The following is a 19,125-nucleotide window of genomic DNA, read 5'->3' as shown; positions in this document are numbered from 1 at the left end:
ATACATTTAATCATAATACAGTGAAATCAAAAATAAAATAGAAACGGTGGATCTTTTTAACTGAAAGGAGCGAATATATGATTCAAATTGTAACCGTTCGTAGTGGTGATAGCGTATATAGCTTAGCGTCAAAATATGGCTCTACGCCCGAAGAAATTGTAAAAGACAACGGACTTAATCCAGCTGAGACACTTGTTGTCGGTCAGGCACTGATTGTAAATACGAGAGGTAATAATTATTATGTACAACCCGGAGACAGTCTTTATCGAATTTCTCAAACATATAACGTTCCTCTTGCTAGCTTAGCAAAAGTTAACAATCTATCATTAAAATCCATTCTTCATGTTGGTCAACAACTATATGTACCAAAGGGCTCTAAACGAACGATAGAATCTATTGCCTACTTACAACCTTCTACCATTCCAATTAAAGAAAGTTTAGTGAATGCTACGCGGGCCATCAATCCTTATCTCACATATCTAGCTTACTTTAGCTTTGAAGCATTGCGTGATGGAACGTTAAAAGAGCCGACTGAAACCGCAAGAATTGCTCAAATTGCAGTACAAGGTCAAACAATCCCAATGCTCGTTATTACAAATATTGAAAATGGAAATTTTAGCTCTGAATTAGCCTCTGTTCTTCTAAGAAACGCTACTATTCAAAATAAATTCATTACAAATATCCTCCAAACAGCTAAAAAATATAATATGCGTGATATTCATTTTGACTTTGAAAATGTTGCACCCGAAGATCGCGAAGCATATAACCGATTTTTACGAAATGTAAAAACACGACTACCTGAAGGATATACGTTAAGCACAACACTTGTTCCAAAAACAAGTTCGAAGCAAAAAGGAAAATTTTTCGAAGCACACGATTACAAAGCCCAGGGGGAAATTGTTGATTTTGTCGTGATTATGACATATGACTGGGGATGGCAAGGTGGACCACCCATGGCAGTTTCTCCTATTGGCCCTGTAAAACAGGTAATCCAATATGCAAAATCTCAAATGCCCCCGCGAAAAATTATGATGGGACAAAATTTATATGGATTCGACTGGAAGCTTCCCTTTAAAGAAGGAAATCCACCAGCAAAAGCAATTAGCTCTGTCGCAGCCGTTGCACTTGCTCGTAAATATAATGTTCCAATTCGTTATGATTTTACAGCACAAGCACCACACTTTAATTACTTTGATGAAAATGGTGTACAGCATGAAGTATGGTTTGAAGATGCCAGGTCTGTTCAGAGTAAGTTTAATTTAGTAAAAGAACAAGGCATTCGCGGGATTAGCTATTGGAAAATCGGGCTTCCTTTCCCGCAAAATTGGCGTTTACTTGTGGAAAATTTCTCGATTACAAAAAAAGGCTGACAACTGTCAGCCTTTTTTACGCATCATATTCAGATTCATCTTTTATTTCACTTTTCAATGAATCAATACTTTCTAAACGGCGTTGATTTTTCGCTTCAATTGCAGCGCGATCTTTTTCATTCGAAACCTCTGCAGTTTCTTTTGCCTCATTAAAGTTATCAATCGTATTTTGTACCATTTCTTGTAGTTTTTCTACATTATCACTTCTATCATCTGGATTCGCTTTATATTGCTCTGTCATACGATTTCCCTCCTAGTTGAAATATACATACCATGTTAGTTTTCCAAAAACGAATTAGATTATGTATACACATAAAAAAAGGAGAATGAAAACATTCTCCTTTTTTTAACCGTTATCAACAATCGGTTGTTTCCCTGTTTGGTCTTGCATTTGCTTCCCTTTGTTTCCACCGGCTTTTTTCGACTGTGTTCCAATATGATCTGGTGTAAAATCTTTGGAATTCTTCTTTGGATTTCCCATTCTTATCGCCTCCTTATCACTAGTATCATACTAGTGATAAGAATTATTCAGCCTGCTTAAAAAATTGCATTTCATAACGCTTCTCGATTCGTTCCTCAATCCGTTCAATTGCATCACGATCGTTTAGTAGTTGCCGCTTATTTTCCTTCACAAGTTCTTCAAACGTTCTTCGACGATTTCTTCTCATGCTGCTCATCCTTTCTCCTTCTCTTTCTTACTATAGTTAGTATGAGCAAATGAAAAACTCTTTAATCAGATTTGTAAGAAAATTTTATGTTTTGTCAAAGAAAAGTCTTTTGTTAACAAAAAAGTCCATTAGCTGTTCTTAAACAACTAATGGATTTCCAAGCATTTTATCCTGCTATTCACAAACAAGTAATATCCTCTCAAAATTCAGTAAAATGAAACAACTTAAGTAGGAGATGAAGAATTCCCCCACTGATTAAAGTTTCACTTTATCATTTCGTTATACTTAAATACTTTTTAATTTCTTCATCCGCATTATCTTTCATTTCTTTGTACTCATTCAGCGCTTGCATGACTGCATCATAACTCTCTAAAATATAATTTTCTAATTTTGTAAAGTCCTCTATGCTTTCAATCATAATTCTAGTTGTCCCTATTTCACTTTTTAAAGCCGGCTCACATTTTAAAGTAGGATATATCCCTAATATTTCTTGTTCTGTCTTTTCAGTTAAAACATATTTTTTTCGCCCTTTTACCTTCACCCTTATAATCGGATAAAAAGCCTTTATATCTAGATAACTTCCAACACTCACATTGCGAATCCATTCTATATCGCGATTATGCTTTACAAGCATTTCTTTTATTAGTGTGTACACTTCGTCTTCTTCAACCGTTTCTTTTTTTGTTTTCTTTTGTCCTTCTTCTTGAATAGCAGCACATTTTTGATACACAGCTGCACATGTGATACAGTCGTCAAGTGCATTATGAGAACTTAAACAAATTCCGAGCATTCTTTTTAAAGTTTCTAACTTATGGTTCGGGGCATGCTTCATATATCTTTTCGCTAAAAAGACGGTATCAATTACTATATTTTTAGGTTCTGGCAATCTAAGCATATTTGCATTACTCTTTAAAAAACGCATATCAAACGAAGCATTATGAGCAACAATGGTATCTTCTCCTAAAAACGCTAAAAATAACGGCAAAACTTCCTGAATCGTTGGAGCATCCGAAACGCGATAATTTGTAATCCCTGTTAAACTCGTAATTCGATTAGGAATAAATCGCTCTGGATTTACAAAAGAAACAAATTGATCTGCCAGCTCATGATTACGATACCGAACCGCTGCCACTTGAATTATTCGATCATTATAAGGATTAAATCCTGTCGTTTCAAAATCAATAACAACATAGTCTCCTGTCAATGGTAAATTCCCCACAATATACGCTCTCCAATCATTATTTTCGATGAAATTTCTTTCATCATATCACGAACAAGCTGCTTAATGAAAAAGAAAAGACAGAAATGACAAATAGCCAATTCTGTCCTCTTTCATTATTTTATTTTCGTAATTCTCTTCTCCATTTCTTTTTGCGTCATCGGTCCGATAAATTTATCTTGAATCACACCTTTTGTATCCACAAAATAAGAAGTTGGAATGGTAATTACTTTATACATTGTTGTAACATTTATATCTTTATCAAGTAAAATAGGGAATGTCAATCCCTTCTCTTCTGCAAACTTTTTCACTTTTTCTTCTCCGTTAGCACGTTCAGAAACCGTATAATTTACAGCAAGGATTTCTACATCATCTTTATGCTTCTTATAGAAAGCTTCCATATCCGGCATTTCTTGCTGACAAGGTCCACACCACGTTGCCCAGAAATTTAAAATAACTTTCTTCCCCTTAAAATCCGATAATTTTACTTTTGTGCCATCTAATTTTGATAGCTCAAAATCCGGTGCAATCTTGCCTACCTCAATCCCATTTTTTGCAATGACTTCTTTCATCGCCGCTTCGCTTTTCACTGGTTCTTCCCTTACTTGTTTCTCATTCTTTCCGAGCTGTTCATAAACTGCATAGCTCGCTAAACAAAGCAACACTACAACAATGGTAAGCTTTCGCCACATATACATCATCCTTATCGCTTATCTCATTTTATATATCACTTAAAAATAACAATAGTATTTATACTTTATTTTAGCTTATACGGACAACCTTGGAAATATTCTCCTGATAAATAAATAGAATATTCTTAATAACAATGAAAACCGTTTCTTTTTATCATATAATTATAATAGTTATAATTTGGAAAGGGTGTCATTATTTATGAATAAAACCGTTTTACATTGGTTACAATATGTTATCATTCTCCCCATCTTATTTTTCTCATTGTTTATTACAAGCTGGACTGCTAGCTACTTAAGTATTTCAGAGGACTGGAAACAACATATCGTCTTCACTCCCCAAACAGCAGAAGACTCCAATCAAATTTATGAAATTGACAAACTGTTGTATGCCTTTAAGTATAATCCAGTTTTTACGACAATTTTTGTATTATCAATTGTCTATTTAATAGGAATTATGATAACTCGCTGGTTATACTGGAGAAAACATAAAACAGGATTAATCGGTTTACAACTCATGATTGTTCTTCCTATTTTTCTTTACACATTACTTGTCACACATTCTACAGGTGCGATAATTGCTGTGGAAAAGAATTGGGAGAAATATTTAGTCTTTTCACCAAAATCAATTACAGATGTAAATCAAATTTATTATATTGATAGGTTGTTATACGCATTTCAAAAGTCTCCTATCATTAGTACAGTTCTCATTCTAACTTTTCTTTATATGACAGGGCTAGTTGTAACTAAGCTCTCTCATCAAATACGTTTACGCAAAAATATAAACATATGAGGTGATATTCATTCTACAATTACTCACCTATCCCATTACTTTTATTTTTGTTATTTTATCATTGTTATCTATTGCTTTTGGAGCCTTATTCTATAAATTCAAATGGATTCCTGTTCTTATTTCTTTTCTTATTCCACCTATTTTTTTCATTATCGTATCTGGATAGGATTTACGTGTCGTTTCCCTCAACTTCGATGCTTGGATACTGTACGGCACTTTCTACTCCATTCTTTCCTATATCACAGTAATAATTATAAGACGAAAAAAATTACAATAAAGAAGATGTTTGTACTGTTTTGTGCAAATACCTTCCTTTTAAAAAGGAGGTTTCTTATGCACTCATTTGAAAAAGCTGTTCTCTATATTTTTAGTTTCATATTTTATCCTATTGGTATTATCGGATGGATTATATCCCTATTTAGTAAAGATCCTGAAAGAAGAAAAATCGGCCGTGTTTGCATTTATACAGCTTTGATATCGTTTATTTTATTCACTACACTTGGCATTATTAGCTTCTACTCAATTACAACAATCTCTAGTTTATAATAATCATAGTAAGGATAAATGCTATGGGAGAGCATCCAATTAGTAAAGAACTACGCTATATGCGCATATGTTTTGTCATCTTAATTTTAGTCCTTATATTTTTTGACAGAGGAAAGATTGTTGAAGTTTCTACCAACCACGACTCTTCTCCAGTTAATATACCAACTAGTAATATGACGCAAATTGCAGAAAATACATTTGCTTTACAGGAAAATGATCCTGAAAGTGGCGATAAGCATACCATTAAAATATTTAAATATAATCCAGAAACAAATATAGTCACATTAGTGAAAGAATTTAATACTGAAAACTCTTCTACATATGAATATCAACTAAATAAAGCAGAATGAAAACTGTGTATGTACAAACAGGGGTATTACTCTAATCCCTGTTTGTAAAAAAATAAACCTATTTTATCAACATTTCTTTTATATTCTTTCATTGTTATACCTCCAGTTCTTTATATAAGAAAAGGAAAGAGATGCAACCATATGATTGCATCCCTTTCCTTTCTTTTTACATAAAATTAGGAAGCTAACATCAGTCAGCTTCCTAATTTTGATTGAAACTATTTACTTTTCTCGTTTACTACAACATTTTACTTAGTTTGACACCTTAGACTCTTCAATTTTCTCACGAAGCACCATTTGTAAGATACCACCATGACGGTAGTAGTCAATTTCTACTTCACTATCGAAACGTGCTACTACTTCAAATTGTTTTTCGTTTCCTTCTGGGTCAATTGCAACTACTTTTACAAGATCGCGTGGTTTAACTGTTTTATCAATTTGAATTTCAAATGATTCGTTACCAACAAGACCTAATGTTTCAGTACTTTCGCCTTCTTTAAATTGTAACGGTAATACACCCATTAATACAAGGTTACTACGGTGAATACGCTCGAAGCTTTCTGCGATTACTGCTTTAATACCTAAAAGGTTTGTACCTTTCGCAGCCCAGTCACGAGAACTTCCCATACCGTAATCTTTACCAGCAACTACAAGAAGTCCAGTGCCATCTTCTTTATATTTCATCGCAGCATCATAGATAGATGTTACTTCACCAGTTGGCCAGTAAGTTGTATATCCACCTTCTGTTCCTGGTGCGATTTGGTTTTTGATACGGATATTTGCGAATGTACCACGCATCATAACTTCATGATTACCACGGCGAGAACCATAAGAGTTAAAGTCAACTGGCTGTACACCATTTTCTAATAAATAGCGGCCTGCTGGTGTATGTTTACCAATTGAACCTGCTGGTGAAATATGGTCTGTTGTTACAGAGTCACCAAATTTACCAACTACGCGTAAACCTGAAAGTGTTTCTACTTCACCTGGTTCTTTTGATAATCCTTCAAAGAACGGTGGATTTTGAATGTATGTTGAGTCATTATCCCAAGTATATAACGCTTCATTTGAAGTTTGAATTTCATTCCAGCGTTCATTGCTGTTAAATACTTGTGCATATTCTTTTTTGAACAATTCAGACGTTACGACGCTTTGAACCACTTCTTCAATTTCTTTAGCTGATGGCCAAATGTCGTTAAAGTAAATCGGGTTACCGTTTGCATCTTTACCGATTGCATCATTTTTCAAGTCGATATCCACTGTACCAGCAAGTGCATACGCCACAACAAGTGGTGGTGATGCTAAGTAGTTCGCTTTTACAAGCGGATGAATACGACCTTCAAAGTTACGGTTACCAGATAAAACAGATGTTACTAATAGGTCATTTGCCGCAATTGCTTCTTCTAATTCTGGTTCTAATGGGCCAGAGTTACCAATACAAGTTGTACATCCGTAACCAACTGTTTGGAATCCTAATTGATCTAAATAAGTTGTTAGGCCTGATTTATCTAAGTATTCCGTTACTACTTTAGATCCTGGTGCTAATGATGTTTTTACATAACTAGGTACTTTAAGTCCTTTTTCAATTGCTTTTTTCGCAACTAAGCCTGCACCAATTAATACATATGGGTTAGATGTATTTGTACAGCTTGTAATCGCAGCGATTGCAATTGCACCTGTTTTCATCGTTACTTCTTGATCTTTTAATGCAACTTTCACTTCTTTATCAAATTCTTGTTCATTGAACCCAAGTCCTTGCGTTCCAACTGGTGCCACAACCGCTTTATGGAACTCATCTTTCATGTTTGAAAGAGGGATTAAATCTTGTGGACGTTTTGGTCCTGAAAGGTTAGATTCAATTGTATTTAAATCAATTTCAACAAGATCTGTATAAATTGGATCTTTGCTGTCTGCTGTATAGAATAAACCGTTTGCTTTACAGTATTCTTCAACAATGCGAATTTGTTCTTCGTCTCTTCCTGTTAAACGTAAGTAATCTAATGAAATTTCATCAATTGGGAAGAATCCACAAGTTGCACCGTATTCTGGTGCCATGTTTGAAATTGTTGCACGGTCAGCTAAAGGCATGCTTTGTAGTCCGCTACCAAAGAACTCAACAAATTTACCAACTACACCTTTCTGACGTAACACTTGTGTTACTTTTAACGCAACGTCTGTTGCTGTTGTACCACTTGGAAGTGTACCAGTTAATTTAACACCGATTACTTCTGGTACTGGGAAGTATGAAGGTTGTCCAAGCATCCCTGCTTCTGCCTCAATACCACCAACGCCCCATCCAAGGACACCGATACCATTAATCATTGTAGTATGAGAGTCTGTTCCCACTAATGAATCTGGGTATGCAACTAATTCACCTTCAGCATTTTTCACCGCATGAACAACTGGTGCTAAATACTCAAGGTTTACTTGGTGTACAATACCTGTTGCTGGTGGCACTGCACGATAGTTATCAAACGATTTTTGTGCCCAGCTTAAAAATTTATAACGTTCTTCATTACGTTTAAACTCTAAGTCCATGTTGAATTCAAGCGCGTCTGCTGTACCCGCTCTATCAACCTGTACAGAGTGATCGATTACAAGGTCTACAGTAATTTCCGGATTAATTTTATCAGGATCTCCACCCATGTCCGCCATTGCTTTTCGAAGTGAAGCCAAATCAACGACAGCTGGAACACCTGTGAAGTCTTGTAAAATTACGCGAGATGGTTTAAATGGAACATCGATATCTTGAACACCTTTCGTTCCCCACTTCGCTAAATTTGTAACATGCTCTTCTGTAATTACACGTCCATCAACTTGACGAAGTACAGATTCAAGCAAAACTTTAATTGAATACGGTAATTGTGATACGTTGCCAACCCCTGCGTTTTCAAGCGCTTTCAATTGATAATAATGATACGTTTTTCCATCTACTTCAAATGTTTCACGAGATTGAAATGGATTATGTTTGACCATTATGTTTCCCCCCTGTTAAACATGACTGAGTTGTCTGAATATAAAATGTAGACAAACTTTTCAATACCTTACGATAATATCTTATTACAACTTTCTAAATAAGTAAATAATAAGAAACTTATAGTTTATCATAAGTTTTCTTTATCTCTGGAATTTTGAATAGTCTTCGCTCTCCTTATGAATACTATTACCATAAAGTAAAGCTTTCTTTTTAGAGCTTTTCTTCTCTGTTCATACATGTAATGAACAGCTCAGTATTTTTATAAAGAAAACATTGTAGAGGTGAAAATAAATGGGTAAACGTAAAGCAAATCATGTAATTTCAGGAATGAATGCTGCATCCGCACAAGGACAAGGAACTGGCTATAATGAAGAATTCGCAAACGAGCCACTAACACCAGCTCAGCGTCAAAATAATAAAAAACGTAAAAAGAATCAGTAATGAAAAATCCCAAAAGGTACTCCTTTTGGGATTTTTATTTAATGTTTATAACGTAACAATTCCGAAACTTTTACAAATCGATACCCTTCCTTTTGAAGGGCCGACAGGATTTTTTCTAATGCAGCTACCGTTTGACTACGATCATTTCCTCCGTCATGCAGTAACACAATATCTCCGCTCTTCGCATTTTTCACAACATGATTCACAATGGACTCAGTTCCTGGATTTGTCCAATCTTTTGGATCTTGATGCCAAGACCATAAAACGGTTTGATAACCCGCTTCTTTTGCCGTTGTAAAAACTGCATCGTTAATATATCCACCTGGTGGACGGAAAAGTAGCGGCTCCTTTACCCACTTTTGTAAATACTTTTTCCCCGCTAAAATATCATCTTTTAATCTTTCATCAGATGCACTTCTAGCATATAAATGATTCATCGTATGATTTCCAATCTCATGTCCTTCCTTTAGCACCTGCTTAACTAAATACGGATTCCGCTGAATCCGAAAACCAATCATAAAAAAAGTTGCCTCAGCTTTATATTGGTGTAATAGCTTTAACACCTGCGGAGTATACGTAGGATCCGGACCATCATCAAATGTAATTGCAATTATCTTCTCGTTATTTGGTACCTCCCACGTTACATAACCCGTAGGCTCTAATTCTTTTCTCATCAGCATTTTTGCTTCTACTTTGTCCACTTGAAATATATGTACTACACAAACCAAACAAATGATTATTACAGAAATTTTTCTTTTCAACATATCGACTCCAAACTTGAACAGGTTGTTGAACTCATACAACCTGTTCAATCGCCTAGCAGATCCACATCTCGTATAATGTTTTGCAAATTACTTTCATACTGCTCAAGTTGTGGACGTTGTGTTTCAGATGCTACTTCCAATGCATTTTGAATTTGTTCATATGCCTCTTGAACTTCTTGGCGTAAATGCTTTAAATCCTGACCATAATTCGGATCATTTTTTACAATATTGTTGTATAAATTTTCCGCTTGTACGACTCCTTGTTGTGCGGCTTGAAAAGCTTGCTGTTTATCTTTATGATACGGCATACGCTTTCCCCTTTCTGTTATAGTTAGTCTCACTTAGCTTTACCTTTTTTCATAAAAACATTCTCGTATAAATTTACAAAGTTCTCTCATTCTAAATACAAGAAGGAGGTGCAACACAACATGGAAAAAAACAATAGCAAGTCTATTCGTCAAAACACAAAAAAAGGACAGCCTTCTGGGCAACCTGAGCCGCTAAGTGGGTCACATAAAGTAAAAAACCGAAATCATTCAAGACAAAAAAATCACGCGCATCACGATATGTAAAAGAAGGACAATGCGCATGCATTGTCCTTCTCACTTAAGCTATTTACAACAAACCACTCAACATATTTTCTAGTTTGTTTTTCACCTCTAATTTCTTAATGCATATTATAATATGAATTGAGACTTTACGGAGGGTGTCTTACATGGGCAAGAAAAAGAAAAACTGTCTTTTTCATGTTGATGGTTTTGAAGAATGGATGGATCAGTTTTGCTCTGATTCATACGACAACTTCAGTTTCCCTAATCACATTCACATTGATCTTTGCGAAACGGAGCAAGAGTATATTTTAGAAACTGATATCCCTAATGTGTCAGAACAAGATGTACTTATAAACAAGATGGAGACAGGCCTAGCAATTCATATATTTCATAAGAACTCGTCCTTGCAACGAACAATTTCTTTACCTGCTAACATCATCTATAAAAAAATGCTAGCCTGTTTAGAAAATGGCTTTCTTGCCATACACATTTCAAAAACTGAAGTTGCAAATGAACATGAGAAAAAAGTTCTTTTTTTTAATTAAAACGTTATATAAAAACAGAGTGGAAAAAGTTTGTTACTAATTTTTCCTACCCTGTTTTTTCTTTATTTTATATAAAGTGAAACTTCCATCAGTGTGGGTTTTCTTCATCTCCCACTGATGGAAAGCCTTCACCACTCGAGCTTTTACGAGCAGTTATCCCCTACCTATCTTCCTTTCTTCTCTCTGAACCTTGAGATAGGGAGGATTACTGTCCGTTAATGCGGGGTAAAATTAAGCTTCTAACCCTATTTCATGCATATGCATAGAAAAAGAAAGCAAACTAACAGCTTTCTTCTCCCTGTTTTTATAGTAAATATGATTACACCTTGGCTATCCTAGATAATTCCATGTCAATACCATATGTAAACTGTAACTCTTTGCAAACGTCTTTGATTAGGATGTTCACATCATACTTTTCATTAAATTCAAGAACCGCATTTTCCACTTCCTCATACGTATATTTGTATTCACCAGTGATGACACTTTTTAAATCAAAGCATTCATTGATACAAAGCTGAACGAGAAGCTGATCATACATAGCGGACACATCTTCTTTTTTCCATAATAACTCTTTCACATATAACCGATCGAATATTATACTTTCTCGATTACACTCCATTAAAGTCCGAGTCATTCCATGTAATTCTCGATATAGTTCAGAAATATTTGTATTGAGACGAATCAATTTGTCTACGCCATTTTCATACAGCATTTCATCCACCCCCGTATATTCCCTTTTTCTTATTATAGCAAGAAAATTCTAAAAAAGAGATTTTTTCTTCTGAAATATTAGGAAACTTATTTAGATTGTTTTACAATGAAACTAGTGAGATAGAAAGGAGTACGAAAGTGAACCAAAAATTATATTACATCGATGCCTATCAGCAAACATTTACAGCACAAATTATTAAACAGGCCTATGATAGCGAAGAAAAATTATATGTTACTTTGACAGAAACAGCATTTTACCCAACTGGCGGTGGGCAACCACATGATACAGGAACATTAAATGAAGCTTCCGTCGTCAATGTTGAGGAAGTTGAGGGCGAAATCCGTCATTTTATATCAAGTGAATTATATACAAAAGAGGTAACGGGTAAAATTAATTGGCAGCGTCGTTTTGATCATATGCAACAACATACAGCTCAGCATATTCTATCCGCTGCATTTTGGGATCATTTTGACATTCCCACAATTGGTTTTCATCTTGGAAAAGAAACGATAACAATTGATTTAGATACACCTGAACTTTCGATAGAAACAGCTACTAGCGCACTCCAAATTGCAAATCAGATTGTCTTTGAAAATCATCCTATCCATATTAAATGGATGAACTTAGAGGAAGCAAAACAGTTACCTCTCCGAAAAGAACCAACAATTACAGAAAATATTCGCGTTGTAATCATTGAAAACTACGATTACAACGGTTGTGGTGGCACACACCCAAAATATACAGGTGAAGTGGGGCCAATTCATATAATAGGGTGGGAGCGGAATAAAGGTGGTATCCGTTTAACATTGGTTGCAGGATGGCGTGTACTCAGGTTAATGGAGCGTCATCAACAAATTATTAAAGACGTTTCCAAACAGTTAAATAGTAGTGAAAATGATATTCCAAATAAAGTAACCCAGCTTCTTACTTCTCAAAAAGAAAACGAAAAAGCACTACAAACTATGAACGAAAAACTACTTTTCGTAGAAGCAAATAAATTGTTGCAACAATCCATAGACATACATGCTGGAACACTCATTTCTAAAGTCTTTACACATCGTTCCATGCAGGAAATCACGAAATTATCAGCTATCATTACCGAACAAAATGAAAACTCTATTACATACCTAGTTACCGGAAATGAAGAAAAATTACAATGCGTTCTTGCATGCGGGAAAGCGGTAACAGCAAACATGAATACAATTTTGAAAAATGCTCTTCCTACTATTGAAGGAAAAGGCGGCGGTAATCAAAAAAGCGCTCGCGGCGGAGGAAAAGCAATTATTACGGGTGAAGAATTTCTAGCTCATCTTATTCATTTATCACAAGAAACATTTTAAAGTACAATCTAAAGGATAGCCTGTTGCTATCCTTTAGATTTTTATCTACTTACAAGCCAATATTTTGTTTCAATCCTTGATAAGTTCCTGCATTAGGAAATCCTTTTTCAATAAGTCCTATAAATGTCTCAGAAAAATGATAATTTCGTAATTCTGTTATTGGTACCATCTTCACATCATGGATTGGATTATGATCGAATTCATTAGACGGTAGCTTTATTTCTCCCGACACCCTTTCAAGTAAAAACGTAATATGTACTAGTGATGGCGTAACATCCGGTTTATCACAAATATATAGTAATTCCTTAATTCTAGTTTCCAATCCCGTCTCTTCTCTCATTTCTCAAATCATAGCTTCTTCTAACATTTCTCCCCCCTCTACTCTTCCGCCTGGTAAAGACCAATTTCGATCAGAAACTTTTTGTTTTACAATTAAAAGGTTTTCTTTCTCAATCAAAATTCCAGTTACTCGAACTTGTAACAAATGATTCATATAGTCTCCTCTTTTCATTCTATACATATGACTTCCAAGCTATATAATTCTAGATTATTAGCTAAACCCCTTCCACAAAAAGAACGTACGTTTTATAATTAAAGAAAATTATGGAAGAAAGAAGTGATTTCTATGCGTCCGCCTTTAACAAGAAACATACTAATGGAATAAACGAGTCGCAAGCATAGCTCCTGATGCACCGTAAGGATGACCGAGTGTAATTGCTCCACCGTTTACATTTAACTTTTCATAGGAAATTTGTAATTCTTGCGCACAGGCCACGATCTTAGCAGCAAAGGCCTCATTCATTTCAATATAATCAACATCGTCTATTGATAAGTTCTGATCTTGCAATAACTTTTGCACAGCAAATATAGGTCCACCCCCTGGTAAATGCTGATTTACACCAATAACAGCACTATGAACAAACCGAAGAATTGGTTTGTACCCAAGTTTATGAGCCTTTTCTTAATTACTTTTCGATATCTTTATGCAAATGCTCTAATTCTTTTCGTAACTCTTGTTTCAAAAATTTACCAACTGATGTTTTAGGGATCTCCTCCATAAAAACGATATCATCCGGCAACCACCACTTCGCAAACTGCGGTCGTAAAAATTCATATAATTCTTCTTTCGTTACAGAACTATTTTGTTTTTGCACAACACATGCAACAGGTCTCTCCTGCCACTGAGGATGAGGTACTGCGACAACTGCAGCTTCAAATATAGCCTCATGTGCCATTAAAGCATTTTCTAAATCTACAGATGAAATCCACTCACCCCCACTTTTAATAACATCTTTTGCGCGATCAACAATTTTAACGCAGCCCTCCTCATCAACTGTAACAACATCCCCTGTATATAACCAACCATCACGGAAACCTTCTATAGTGCGTTCGTCATTATAGTAACTTGCAGCTATCCATGGTGCTCGTAAACATAATTCTCCCATTTCAGCTCCGTCCCATTTCACTTCCCCATTTACTCCCACTACTTTCATTTCAACGCCTGGTACAAGATATCCTTGCTTTGATCGAATTTCCAGTTGCTCTTCATAGGATAAATCTGTTTCATAGCTTTTTAACCGTGCAAGTGTCACAAGTGGACTTGTTTCCGTCATACCGTATGCATGCACAAAAGGAACACTATGTTTTTGTTCGAATGCAGCTATCACACTTTTAGGTGCAGCAGCACCCCCACATAAAATCCGCTTCATACTTGATAAATCATAGTTATTATTTTCTAATTCTTGTAAAACACCAAGCCAAATCGTTGGTACACCAGCAGCCAACGTCACTTTTTCATCCTGGATCATTTCAAGTAATATTTTCGGTGTAAACATCGGACCAGGTAAAACTTGTTTTGATCCAAACCACGTTGCTGCAAAAGGTAATCCCCAAGCATTCACATGAAACATTGGAACAATTGCCATTGCTGCATCACTTTCAGATAATGCAGCTGTATCTGCTAATCCTAGAGTCATACAATGAAGTACCGTACTACGATGTGTATATACAACACCTTTTGGGTTACCTGTTGTCGCTGACGTATAACACATACCTGCCGGTGTGTTTTCATCAATATCTTTTAAGAATTGGAAATCAGGATCCCCTTCTGTAAGAAGCTGTTCGTAGTGATAGACCGGCTCTAGTGAAGTTTCTGGAAGTTCTTTTTTGTCGGTCATAATGATGTATGCTTGTACAGTCAATAATTCACTTTGAATTTTTTCAACGAGGGGTACGAGATCTTCATCAACGAGTAAAATGCGATCTTCCGCATGTCCAATAATATAGGAAATATGCTGTGCAGATAAACGAATATTAATAGTGTGCAAGACAGATCCAATACTCGGAATAGCAAAATACGCTTCCACATGACGATGATGATTCCACGCTAAAGTCCCAACTCGTTCTCCCTCTTTTATCCCTAATTTCTGTAACGCACTAGAGAGTCTCCTTGTTCTTTCTCCTAATTGCTTGTATGTTAAAGTTGTTATAGTATCATGTGTACGCGAAACAATTTCTTTTTTTGGAAACAACTTTTCTGCCCTTTCTATCATTGAACTAATTGTTAATGGTACATTCATCATCATATTTCTCCCAACCTCCCATTAAAGCGTTTTCATTTTTAGACATTATACCAAACTTTCGCACTTATAAGTTTTATTTTCCTGTATTTTCTGAATTATTTCCGAAGAAATATTTCTTCTAGCACACACCTCTCATAGAAAACAGAGAGTGACTCCTTTATAAACCACTCTCTGTCTTTTTGAACATATGTATCACACAAAATCGCATACCTCTTCATATCACGACATGTTCTTTTTACAAATACATCATTTTTAATTATTTTTTTGAATTATATTCGAATATATCAAGAATATCTCGTATATGTATCAGACATAATATTAATCGATTTGTATAAGGCATTGGATATGAATGCTTTTCTTCTATTTATATTGGTTTCTGCTTGAACTTTTGATAATTTCGCACTTTCAACAAAAGTATACTTCCACAATCCGTACAAATATAAGCATCTACTGGAGAAGACGTAAACATCGTTTCTTTTTTTCTTATTTGCGCATATCCAACAAACTCACCTTCCCCAATATTGCTAGAGCCACAATAAGAGCATGTATGTATCTCTTTCTTTCGCATGAGAGCACCACCTTCGTTCTGTTTCTACTCCTTTCGACAGCAATCTTCCAATTTCCTTCCATAAAAAAATCCTACTTCTCCTAAATTTTAAAAGGAAAAATAACCTTAGGGTCGTATTCATACATTGTAAATACATATTACATTATTTTTTGGAGGTAAAATATTGAACTATTACACTTCATTCAGCAAAAGTAATCGAACAAGCAGAAATCAACATGTTATCCGCTAGATTATTAGCTTTGCAAACAATGGAAAAAAATCCAGTGCAAGTAGATATCAAGCAATTTGAAAATGCGACTGCATTTTCATCAAAAATTATTTCCGGGCCTTCCTTTAATACAGTAAAAGGTGAAGTAAAAGAAGTTGTTGGGAAAGTAACTGACAATAAGGAATTACAAGCTACAGGTAAATGGGATAAGATAAAAGGCACCATGAAGCATACTGTGGGTAATGTAACAGAGAAAGTACATGAACATAAATAAAACGAGCCTATTTAAGGCCCGTTTTATTTACCATCCTGTTTTTCTAGCACGTATAAATCCTCTTCTATGTTCGACAACTTATCTGTAATTAACTTTCTCGCATCTCCAATCGCTTGGTTATATGCATATGGTCCAAGTAATTTTATCATTTCTTCTATTAAACGCTCTGCTTGAAAACGTCCGATTGTATCTAAGTCTTCCTCTTCAAAAAACTTCTGAATTTGTTCTACAAGCTCATCTTTCTTTTCATTTGGTATTTTTACATTCATCATGAATCCTCTTCTCCTCTATATTTGAGATAATGTTTTCCTTAACTCTACCATAGAAAAACGTGTTCCTGGGCAAGTTTTTGTGACACCTTCTAATTCCCGATGACCAAGTATATGTTCTTCACATATAGAAAACTTCTTCATAAACCACTTACATAGTGAATGTAAAGAATCGATTTGCGCTAAAGTCGGATCATATTTATCAAAATTACCTGTCATACAAATCCCTATCGTTTTGCTATTATATCCTTTTGCATGGGCTCCAATGTATAATCCTCTACCTTCAAACACCGTCCCATCTTCTTCAATAAAATAATTATATCCGATGCCACTCCATCCTCGTACCTTTTGATGGAATTCATGTGTTTTATACACATCCCATCCATCTTCAGCAGTGTGATGAATGATGAGTTTTGTTACGTTTTGTAAAGGCTGCAATTCATCTTGAAACGTCAGTTTTGCTTGCTTAAATTCCATTCAGGATCCTCCTTTACAACTCAATCATGATTATCGTTTTATCATCTGGTCGAATCCGTTTTTGTTCTTCTAATTCTTCTATTATAGAAACATATTCTTTTATACCATGCATGCTTACATATTGTACTGTTTGCTCAAGTGACCAGTCTGGGTGAAATAATCCATCCGAACAAATAAATATTCCTTTCATTTCAGAAAGTGGAAATTCTCCTTGTTGGATCCAAGTAATTGCTTCCGACATCCCATTTGCTACTGAATACCCATTTGGCATATTGGCAAGATAACGATTATATTTTAGTTGCTGCCTAATGTCATTAAATATATATTCTTCCGGTACAAGAAGTCCCTTTTTCCTATCTTCTTCACGCTTTCTTTTCGCTCGTGCACTAATTCCTTTCACTGTATCTTTTGTTAACACCTTTATGGTTTCATCACGCAATGTAACAACAATCATACAGTCACCAAGTTGAGCATATTGAATGCATCTATCCTTTATACGAACTACAGCAATACATGTACACCATACATGATCTTTCTTTGTTATATCAATCTCATAATCTATCATTTTTTCTTGTAACACTTCGTTTACGCTTGCAATTGCTTTTTGCAAACTTGTCACTTCTTTTAGCGATGTAAAATGACTTGCAAACACGTTTGAAGCTAGATATGCTCCATTATGCCCCTCTTCATCTTGAAACGGGACAAGTGGCGTTGCACCATCGCATACACCATAGATTTTCAATCCTTCATTACAAAAAAACGAATCCTCACACTCCTGCTTCAAAGGACTTTTCTGTTGATACATTTGAATTTTCATATTTTTACACCCCTTTAATGAAATATGTAAAAATAATTTGATTTTTCGAATCAGTCTAACTTCCCAAAATAAACTGTTTTCCCCTAATACTTTCAATTTCATATATAATCTTGAAATAATATGATTTTTTAGGGAAGGACGGGAAAAAGATGGTCAGATTTCTTGGAGTTATCATTGGTTCTATCATTATTGCAGTTGCCTTTAATCTTTTCCTTATCCCCCACAAGATTTTGAGTAGTGGAATTGGTGGAATTGCTATTATCTTAGGAATTGTAACCCCTGTAAACACAGGAATTATTAACTTTGCATTAAACTTACCTATTCTTATTTTAGGGTACATAGGTCTTGGAAAAAAAGTAATTTTTAATACAGTTGTCTCTGTTGTAGTATTATCTGCAGCATTATACTGGATTCCAGTACAAATCGTCGCAAAAGACCCCCTTCTTTCTTCCATATTTGGCGGCGTAATTGCAGGGGCAGGAATTGGCCTTGTCTTTAATTGTCATGGTTCCACAGGTGGATTTGATATTATCGGTATGCTACTATCTCGCAAAAAAGATATTAAACTTGGTGGACTCCTCATTATTTTAAATACAGTCGTTGTTGTCATTGCTGGATTTTTCTTTGATTGGGATGTAGCATTAACGAGTTTACTTTCAATCTATGTAACAGGTAAAGTAATTGATGCTATTCATACGAAACATCGTAAAGTTACACTTATGATTGTAACAAATCAAGCTGAAGAAATGAAAAAGAAACTCCTTTCAACTGTTGTGCGAGGAATTACACTTCTTGATGGTGAAGGTGCGTATTCAAGTGAGAAAAAACGTGTACTTATGACTGTTGTTTCACGTGAAGAGCTTGCTGGTATGAAACTAGCCATTTCTGAAATTGATCCACAAGCATTCGTTAATATTACGGAGACTGTTGAAGTATTAGGGTTATTTAGGAGAGGTTAAAAAACT

The 19,125-nt window shown here is 35.2% G+C and carries 24 protein-coding genes and 2 pseudogenes; 10 read left to right on the top strand and 16 right to left on the bottom strand.

Annotation, left to right across the window (positions count from 1 at the left end):
- Positions 1–77: 77 nt before the first annotated feature.
- Positions 78–1,370, top strand: a complete 1,293-nt coding sequence (locus tag C564_RS0110745) for a glycosyl hydrolase family 18 protein (RefSeq protein WP_018765332.1) — start codon at positions 78–80, stop codon at positions 1,368–1,370.
- Positions 1,371–1,386: 16 nt separating this feature from the next.
- Here C564_RS0110745 and tlp read toward each other — a convergent pair whose 3' ends face one another.
- The 5 genes from tlp to C564_RS0110720 all read right to left on the bottom strand — a co-directional run bounded on the left by tlp (position 1,387) and on the right by C564_RS0110720 (position 3,949).
- The gene (tlp, locus tag C564_RS0110740; protein ID WP_003199079.1) at positions 1,387–1,611 is read right to left on the bottom strand and encodes a small acid-soluble spore protein Tlp; all 225 of its coding nucleotides are present in this window, start codon (positions 1,609–1,611) and stop codon (positions 1,387–1,389) included.
- A 105-nt stretch (positions 1,612–1,716) separates the two neighbouring features.
- A complete protein-coding gene (gene sspN / locus C564_RS0110735; RefSeq protein ID WP_003199081.1) occupies positions 1,717–1,851 on the bottom strand; it encodes an acid-soluble spore protein SspN in 135 nt (44 codons plus the stop codon).
- Positions 1,852–1,894: 43 nt separating this feature from the next.
- Positions 1,895–2,038: an FbpB family small basic protein gene (locus tag C564_RS34640; protein WP_003199083.1), complete on the bottom strand. Its 144-nt coding sequence runs from the start codon at positions 2,036–2,038 to the stop codon at positions 1,895–1,897.
- 271 nt (positions 2,039–2,309) lie between these two features.
- Positions 2,310–3,257 carry a 3'-5' exonuclease gene (locus C564_RS0110725; RefSeq protein WP_003207950.1) on the bottom strand — a complete coding sequence of 316 codons (948 nt, stop codon included), beginning with the start codon at positions 3,255–3,257 and terminating at the stop codon, positions 2,310–2,312.
- A gap of 116 nt (positions 3,258–3,373) precedes the next feature.
- Complete coding sequence (locus tag C564_RS0110720; protein WP_018765331.1) at positions 3,374–3,949, bottom strand: peroxiredoxin family protein; 576 nt, start codon at positions 3,947–3,949, stop codon at positions 3,374–3,376.
- A 199-nt stretch (positions 3,950–4,148) separates the two neighbouring features.
- Between C564_RS0110720 and C564_RS0110715 the strand changes: the two genes are divergently transcribed.
- The 3 genes from C564_RS0110715 to C564_RS0110705 all read left to right on the top strand — a co-directional run bounded on the left by C564_RS0110715 (position 4,149) and on the right by C564_RS0110705 (position 5,635).
- Entirely contained in the window at positions 4,149–4,739 is a 591-nt protein-coding gene (locus C564_RS0110715) for a YjdJ family protein (protein ID WP_003199092.1), read from the top strand.
- 333 nt (positions 4,740–5,072) lie between these two features.
- Positions 5,073–5,285 carry a hypothetical protein gene (locus C564_RS0110710; protein WP_003199097.1) on the top strand — a complete coding sequence of 71 codons (213 nt, stop codon included), beginning with the start codon at positions 5,073–5,075 and terminating at the stop codon, positions 5,283–5,285.
- Between the two features lie 23 nt (positions 5,286–5,308).
- Positions 5,309–5,635: a YmzC family protein gene (locus C564_RS0110705; RefSeq protein ID WP_018765330.1), complete on the top strand. Its 327-nt coding sequence runs from the start codon at positions 5,309–5,311 to the stop codon at positions 5,633–5,635.
- Between the two features lie 252 nt (positions 5,636–5,887).
- On the opposite strand, the gene acnA is transcribed toward C564_RS0110705, so the two are convergent.
- On the bottom strand, positions 5,888–8,611 hold the full coding sequence (gene acnA, locus C564_RS0110700) for an aconitate hydratase AcnA (RefSeq protein ID WP_018765329.1): 2,724 nt from the start codon (positions 8,609–8,611) through the stop codon (positions 5,888–5,890).
- A 292-nt stretch (positions 8,612–8,903) separates the two neighbouring features.
- Between acnA and sspO the strand changes: the two genes are divergently transcribed.
- A complete protein-coding gene (gene sspO, locus C564_RS0110695; RefSeq protein WP_003199101.1) occupies positions 8,904–9,053 on the top strand; it encodes a small acid-soluble spore protein O in 150 nt (49 codons plus the stop codon).
- A gap of 38 nt (positions 9,054–9,091) precedes the next feature.
- On the opposite strand, the gene C564_RS0110690 is transcribed toward sspO, so the two are convergent.
- Complete coding sequence (locus C564_RS0110690; protein WP_026008528.1) at positions 9,092–9,817, bottom strand: polysaccharide deacetylase family protein; 726 nt, start codon at positions 9,815–9,817, stop codon at positions 9,092–9,094.
- Between the two features lie 44 nt (positions 9,818–9,861).
- Positions 9,862–10,125, bottom strand: a complete 264-nt coding sequence (locus tag C564_RS0110685; RefSeq protein WP_003199104.1) for a hypothetical protein — start codon at positions 10,123–10,125, stop codon at positions 9,862–9,864.
- A gap of 120 nt (positions 10,126–10,245) precedes the next feature.
- On the opposite strand from C564_RS0110685, the gene C564_RS0110680 reads away from it, so the two are divergent.
- On the top strand, positions 10,246–10,389 hold the full coding sequence (locus tag C564_RS0110680) for a small acid-soluble spore protein P (protein ID WP_000414451.1): 144 nt from the start codon (positions 10,246–10,248) through the stop codon (positions 10,387–10,389).
- Positions 10,390–10,532: 143 nt separating this feature from the next.
- On the top strand, positions 10,533–10,913 hold the full coding sequence (locus tag C564_RS0110675) for an Hsp20 family protein (RefSeq protein ID WP_003199106.1): 381 nt from the start codon (positions 10,533–10,535) through the stop codon (positions 10,911–10,913).
- A 319-nt stretch (positions 10,914–11,232) separates the two neighbouring features.
- Here C564_RS0110675 and C564_RS0110670 read toward each other — a convergent pair whose 3' ends face one another.
- Positions 11,233–11,625 carry a hypothetical protein gene (locus tag C564_RS0110670; RefSeq protein ID WP_018765327.1) on the bottom strand — a complete coding sequence of 131 codons (393 nt, stop codon included), beginning with the start codon at positions 11,623–11,625 and terminating at the stop codon, positions 11,233–11,235.
- Between the two features lie 119 nt (positions 11,626–11,744).
- Here C564_RS0110670 and C564_RS0110665 point away from each other — a divergent pair, with 119 nt between their 5' ends.
- A complete protein-coding gene (locus C564_RS0110665; protein WP_155896282.1) occupies positions 11,745–12,965 on the top strand; it encodes an alanyl-tRNA editing protein in 1,221 nt (406 codons plus the stop codon).
- 49 nt (positions 12,966–13,014) lie between these two features.
- Here C564_RS0110665 and C564_RS33420 read toward each other — a convergent pair.
- The 4 genes and pseudogenes from C564_RS33420 to C564_RS0110645 form a co-directional block, all read right to left on the bottom strand.
- A pseudogene (locus tag C564_RS33420) lies at positions 13,015–13,458 on the bottom strand (NUDIX hydrolase).
- 162 nt (positions 13,459–13,620) lie between these two features.
- Positions 13,621–13,923 (bottom strand): annotated as a pseudogene (locus C564_RS0110655) (acetyl-CoA C-acyltransferase); the annotation flags it as partial.
- Between the two features lie 7 nt (positions 13,924–13,930).
- Positions 13,931–15,550 (bottom strand): long-chain fatty acid--CoA ligase, encoded by a 1,620-nt coding sequence (locus tag C564_RS0110650; protein WP_018765322.1) that lies wholly within the window; start codon positions 15,548–15,550, stop codon positions 13,931–13,933.
- Positions 15,551–15,911: 361 nt separating this feature from the next.
- Positions 15,912–16,115 (bottom strand): hypothetical protein, encoded by a 204-nt coding sequence (locus C564_RS0110645; RefSeq protein ID WP_003199126.1) that lies wholly within the window; start codon positions 16,113–16,115, stop codon positions 15,912–15,914.
- A gap of 314 nt (positions 16,116–16,429) precedes the next feature.
- Here C564_RS0110645 and C564_RS34635 point away from each other — a divergent pair, with 314 nt between their 5' ends.
- Positions 16,430–16,597, top strand: a complete 168-nt coding sequence (locus C564_RS34635) for a CsbD family protein (protein WP_026008527.1) — start codon at positions 16,430–16,432, stop codon at positions 16,595–16,597.
- Positions 16,598–16,620: 23 nt separating this feature from the next.
- Here the strand turns inward: C564_RS34635 and C564_RS0110635 are convergent, their stop codons facing one another.
- From C564_RS0110635 to C564_RS0110625, 3 genes are read right to left on the bottom strand one after another with little or no spacing between them, the layout of a single operon-like run.
- Positions 16,621–16,869, bottom strand: a complete 249-nt coding sequence (locus tag C564_RS0110635) for a DUF2164 domain-containing protein (RefSeq protein ID WP_018765320.1) — start codon at positions 16,867–16,869, stop codon at positions 16,621–16,623.
- A 15-nt stretch (positions 16,870–16,884) separates the two neighbouring features.
- Entirely contained in the window at positions 16,885–17,343 is a 459-nt protein-coding gene (locus C564_RS0110630) for a peptidoglycan recognition protein family protein (protein WP_006095633.1), read from the bottom strand.
- A gap of 13 nt (positions 17,344–17,356) precedes the next feature.
- Complete coding sequence (locus C564_RS0110625) at positions 17,357–18,160, bottom strand: protein phosphatase 2C domain-containing protein (RefSeq protein ID WP_018765319.1); 804 nt, start codon at positions 18,158–18,160, stop codon at positions 17,357–17,359.
- A 149-nt stretch (positions 18,161–18,309) separates the two neighbouring features.
- On the opposite strand from C564_RS0110625, the gene C564_RS0110620 reads away from it, so the two are divergent.
- On the top strand, positions 18,310–19,119 hold the full coding sequence (locus C564_RS0110620; RefSeq protein WP_018765318.1) for a YitT family protein: 810 nt from the start codon (positions 18,310–18,312) through the stop codon (positions 19,117–19,119).
- Positions 19,120–19,125: the final 6 nt, after the last annotated feature.

It is taken from the genome of Bacillus sp. 105MF, assembly GCF_000374885.1.
GTDB classification, from domain to species: domain Bacteria; phylum Bacillota; class Bacilli; order Bacillales; family Bacillaceae_G; genus Bacillus_A; species Bacillus_A pseudomycoides.
Note: the sequence above shows the minus strand (reverse complement) of the source record. Positions and strands in the feature narration are given on the sequence as shown.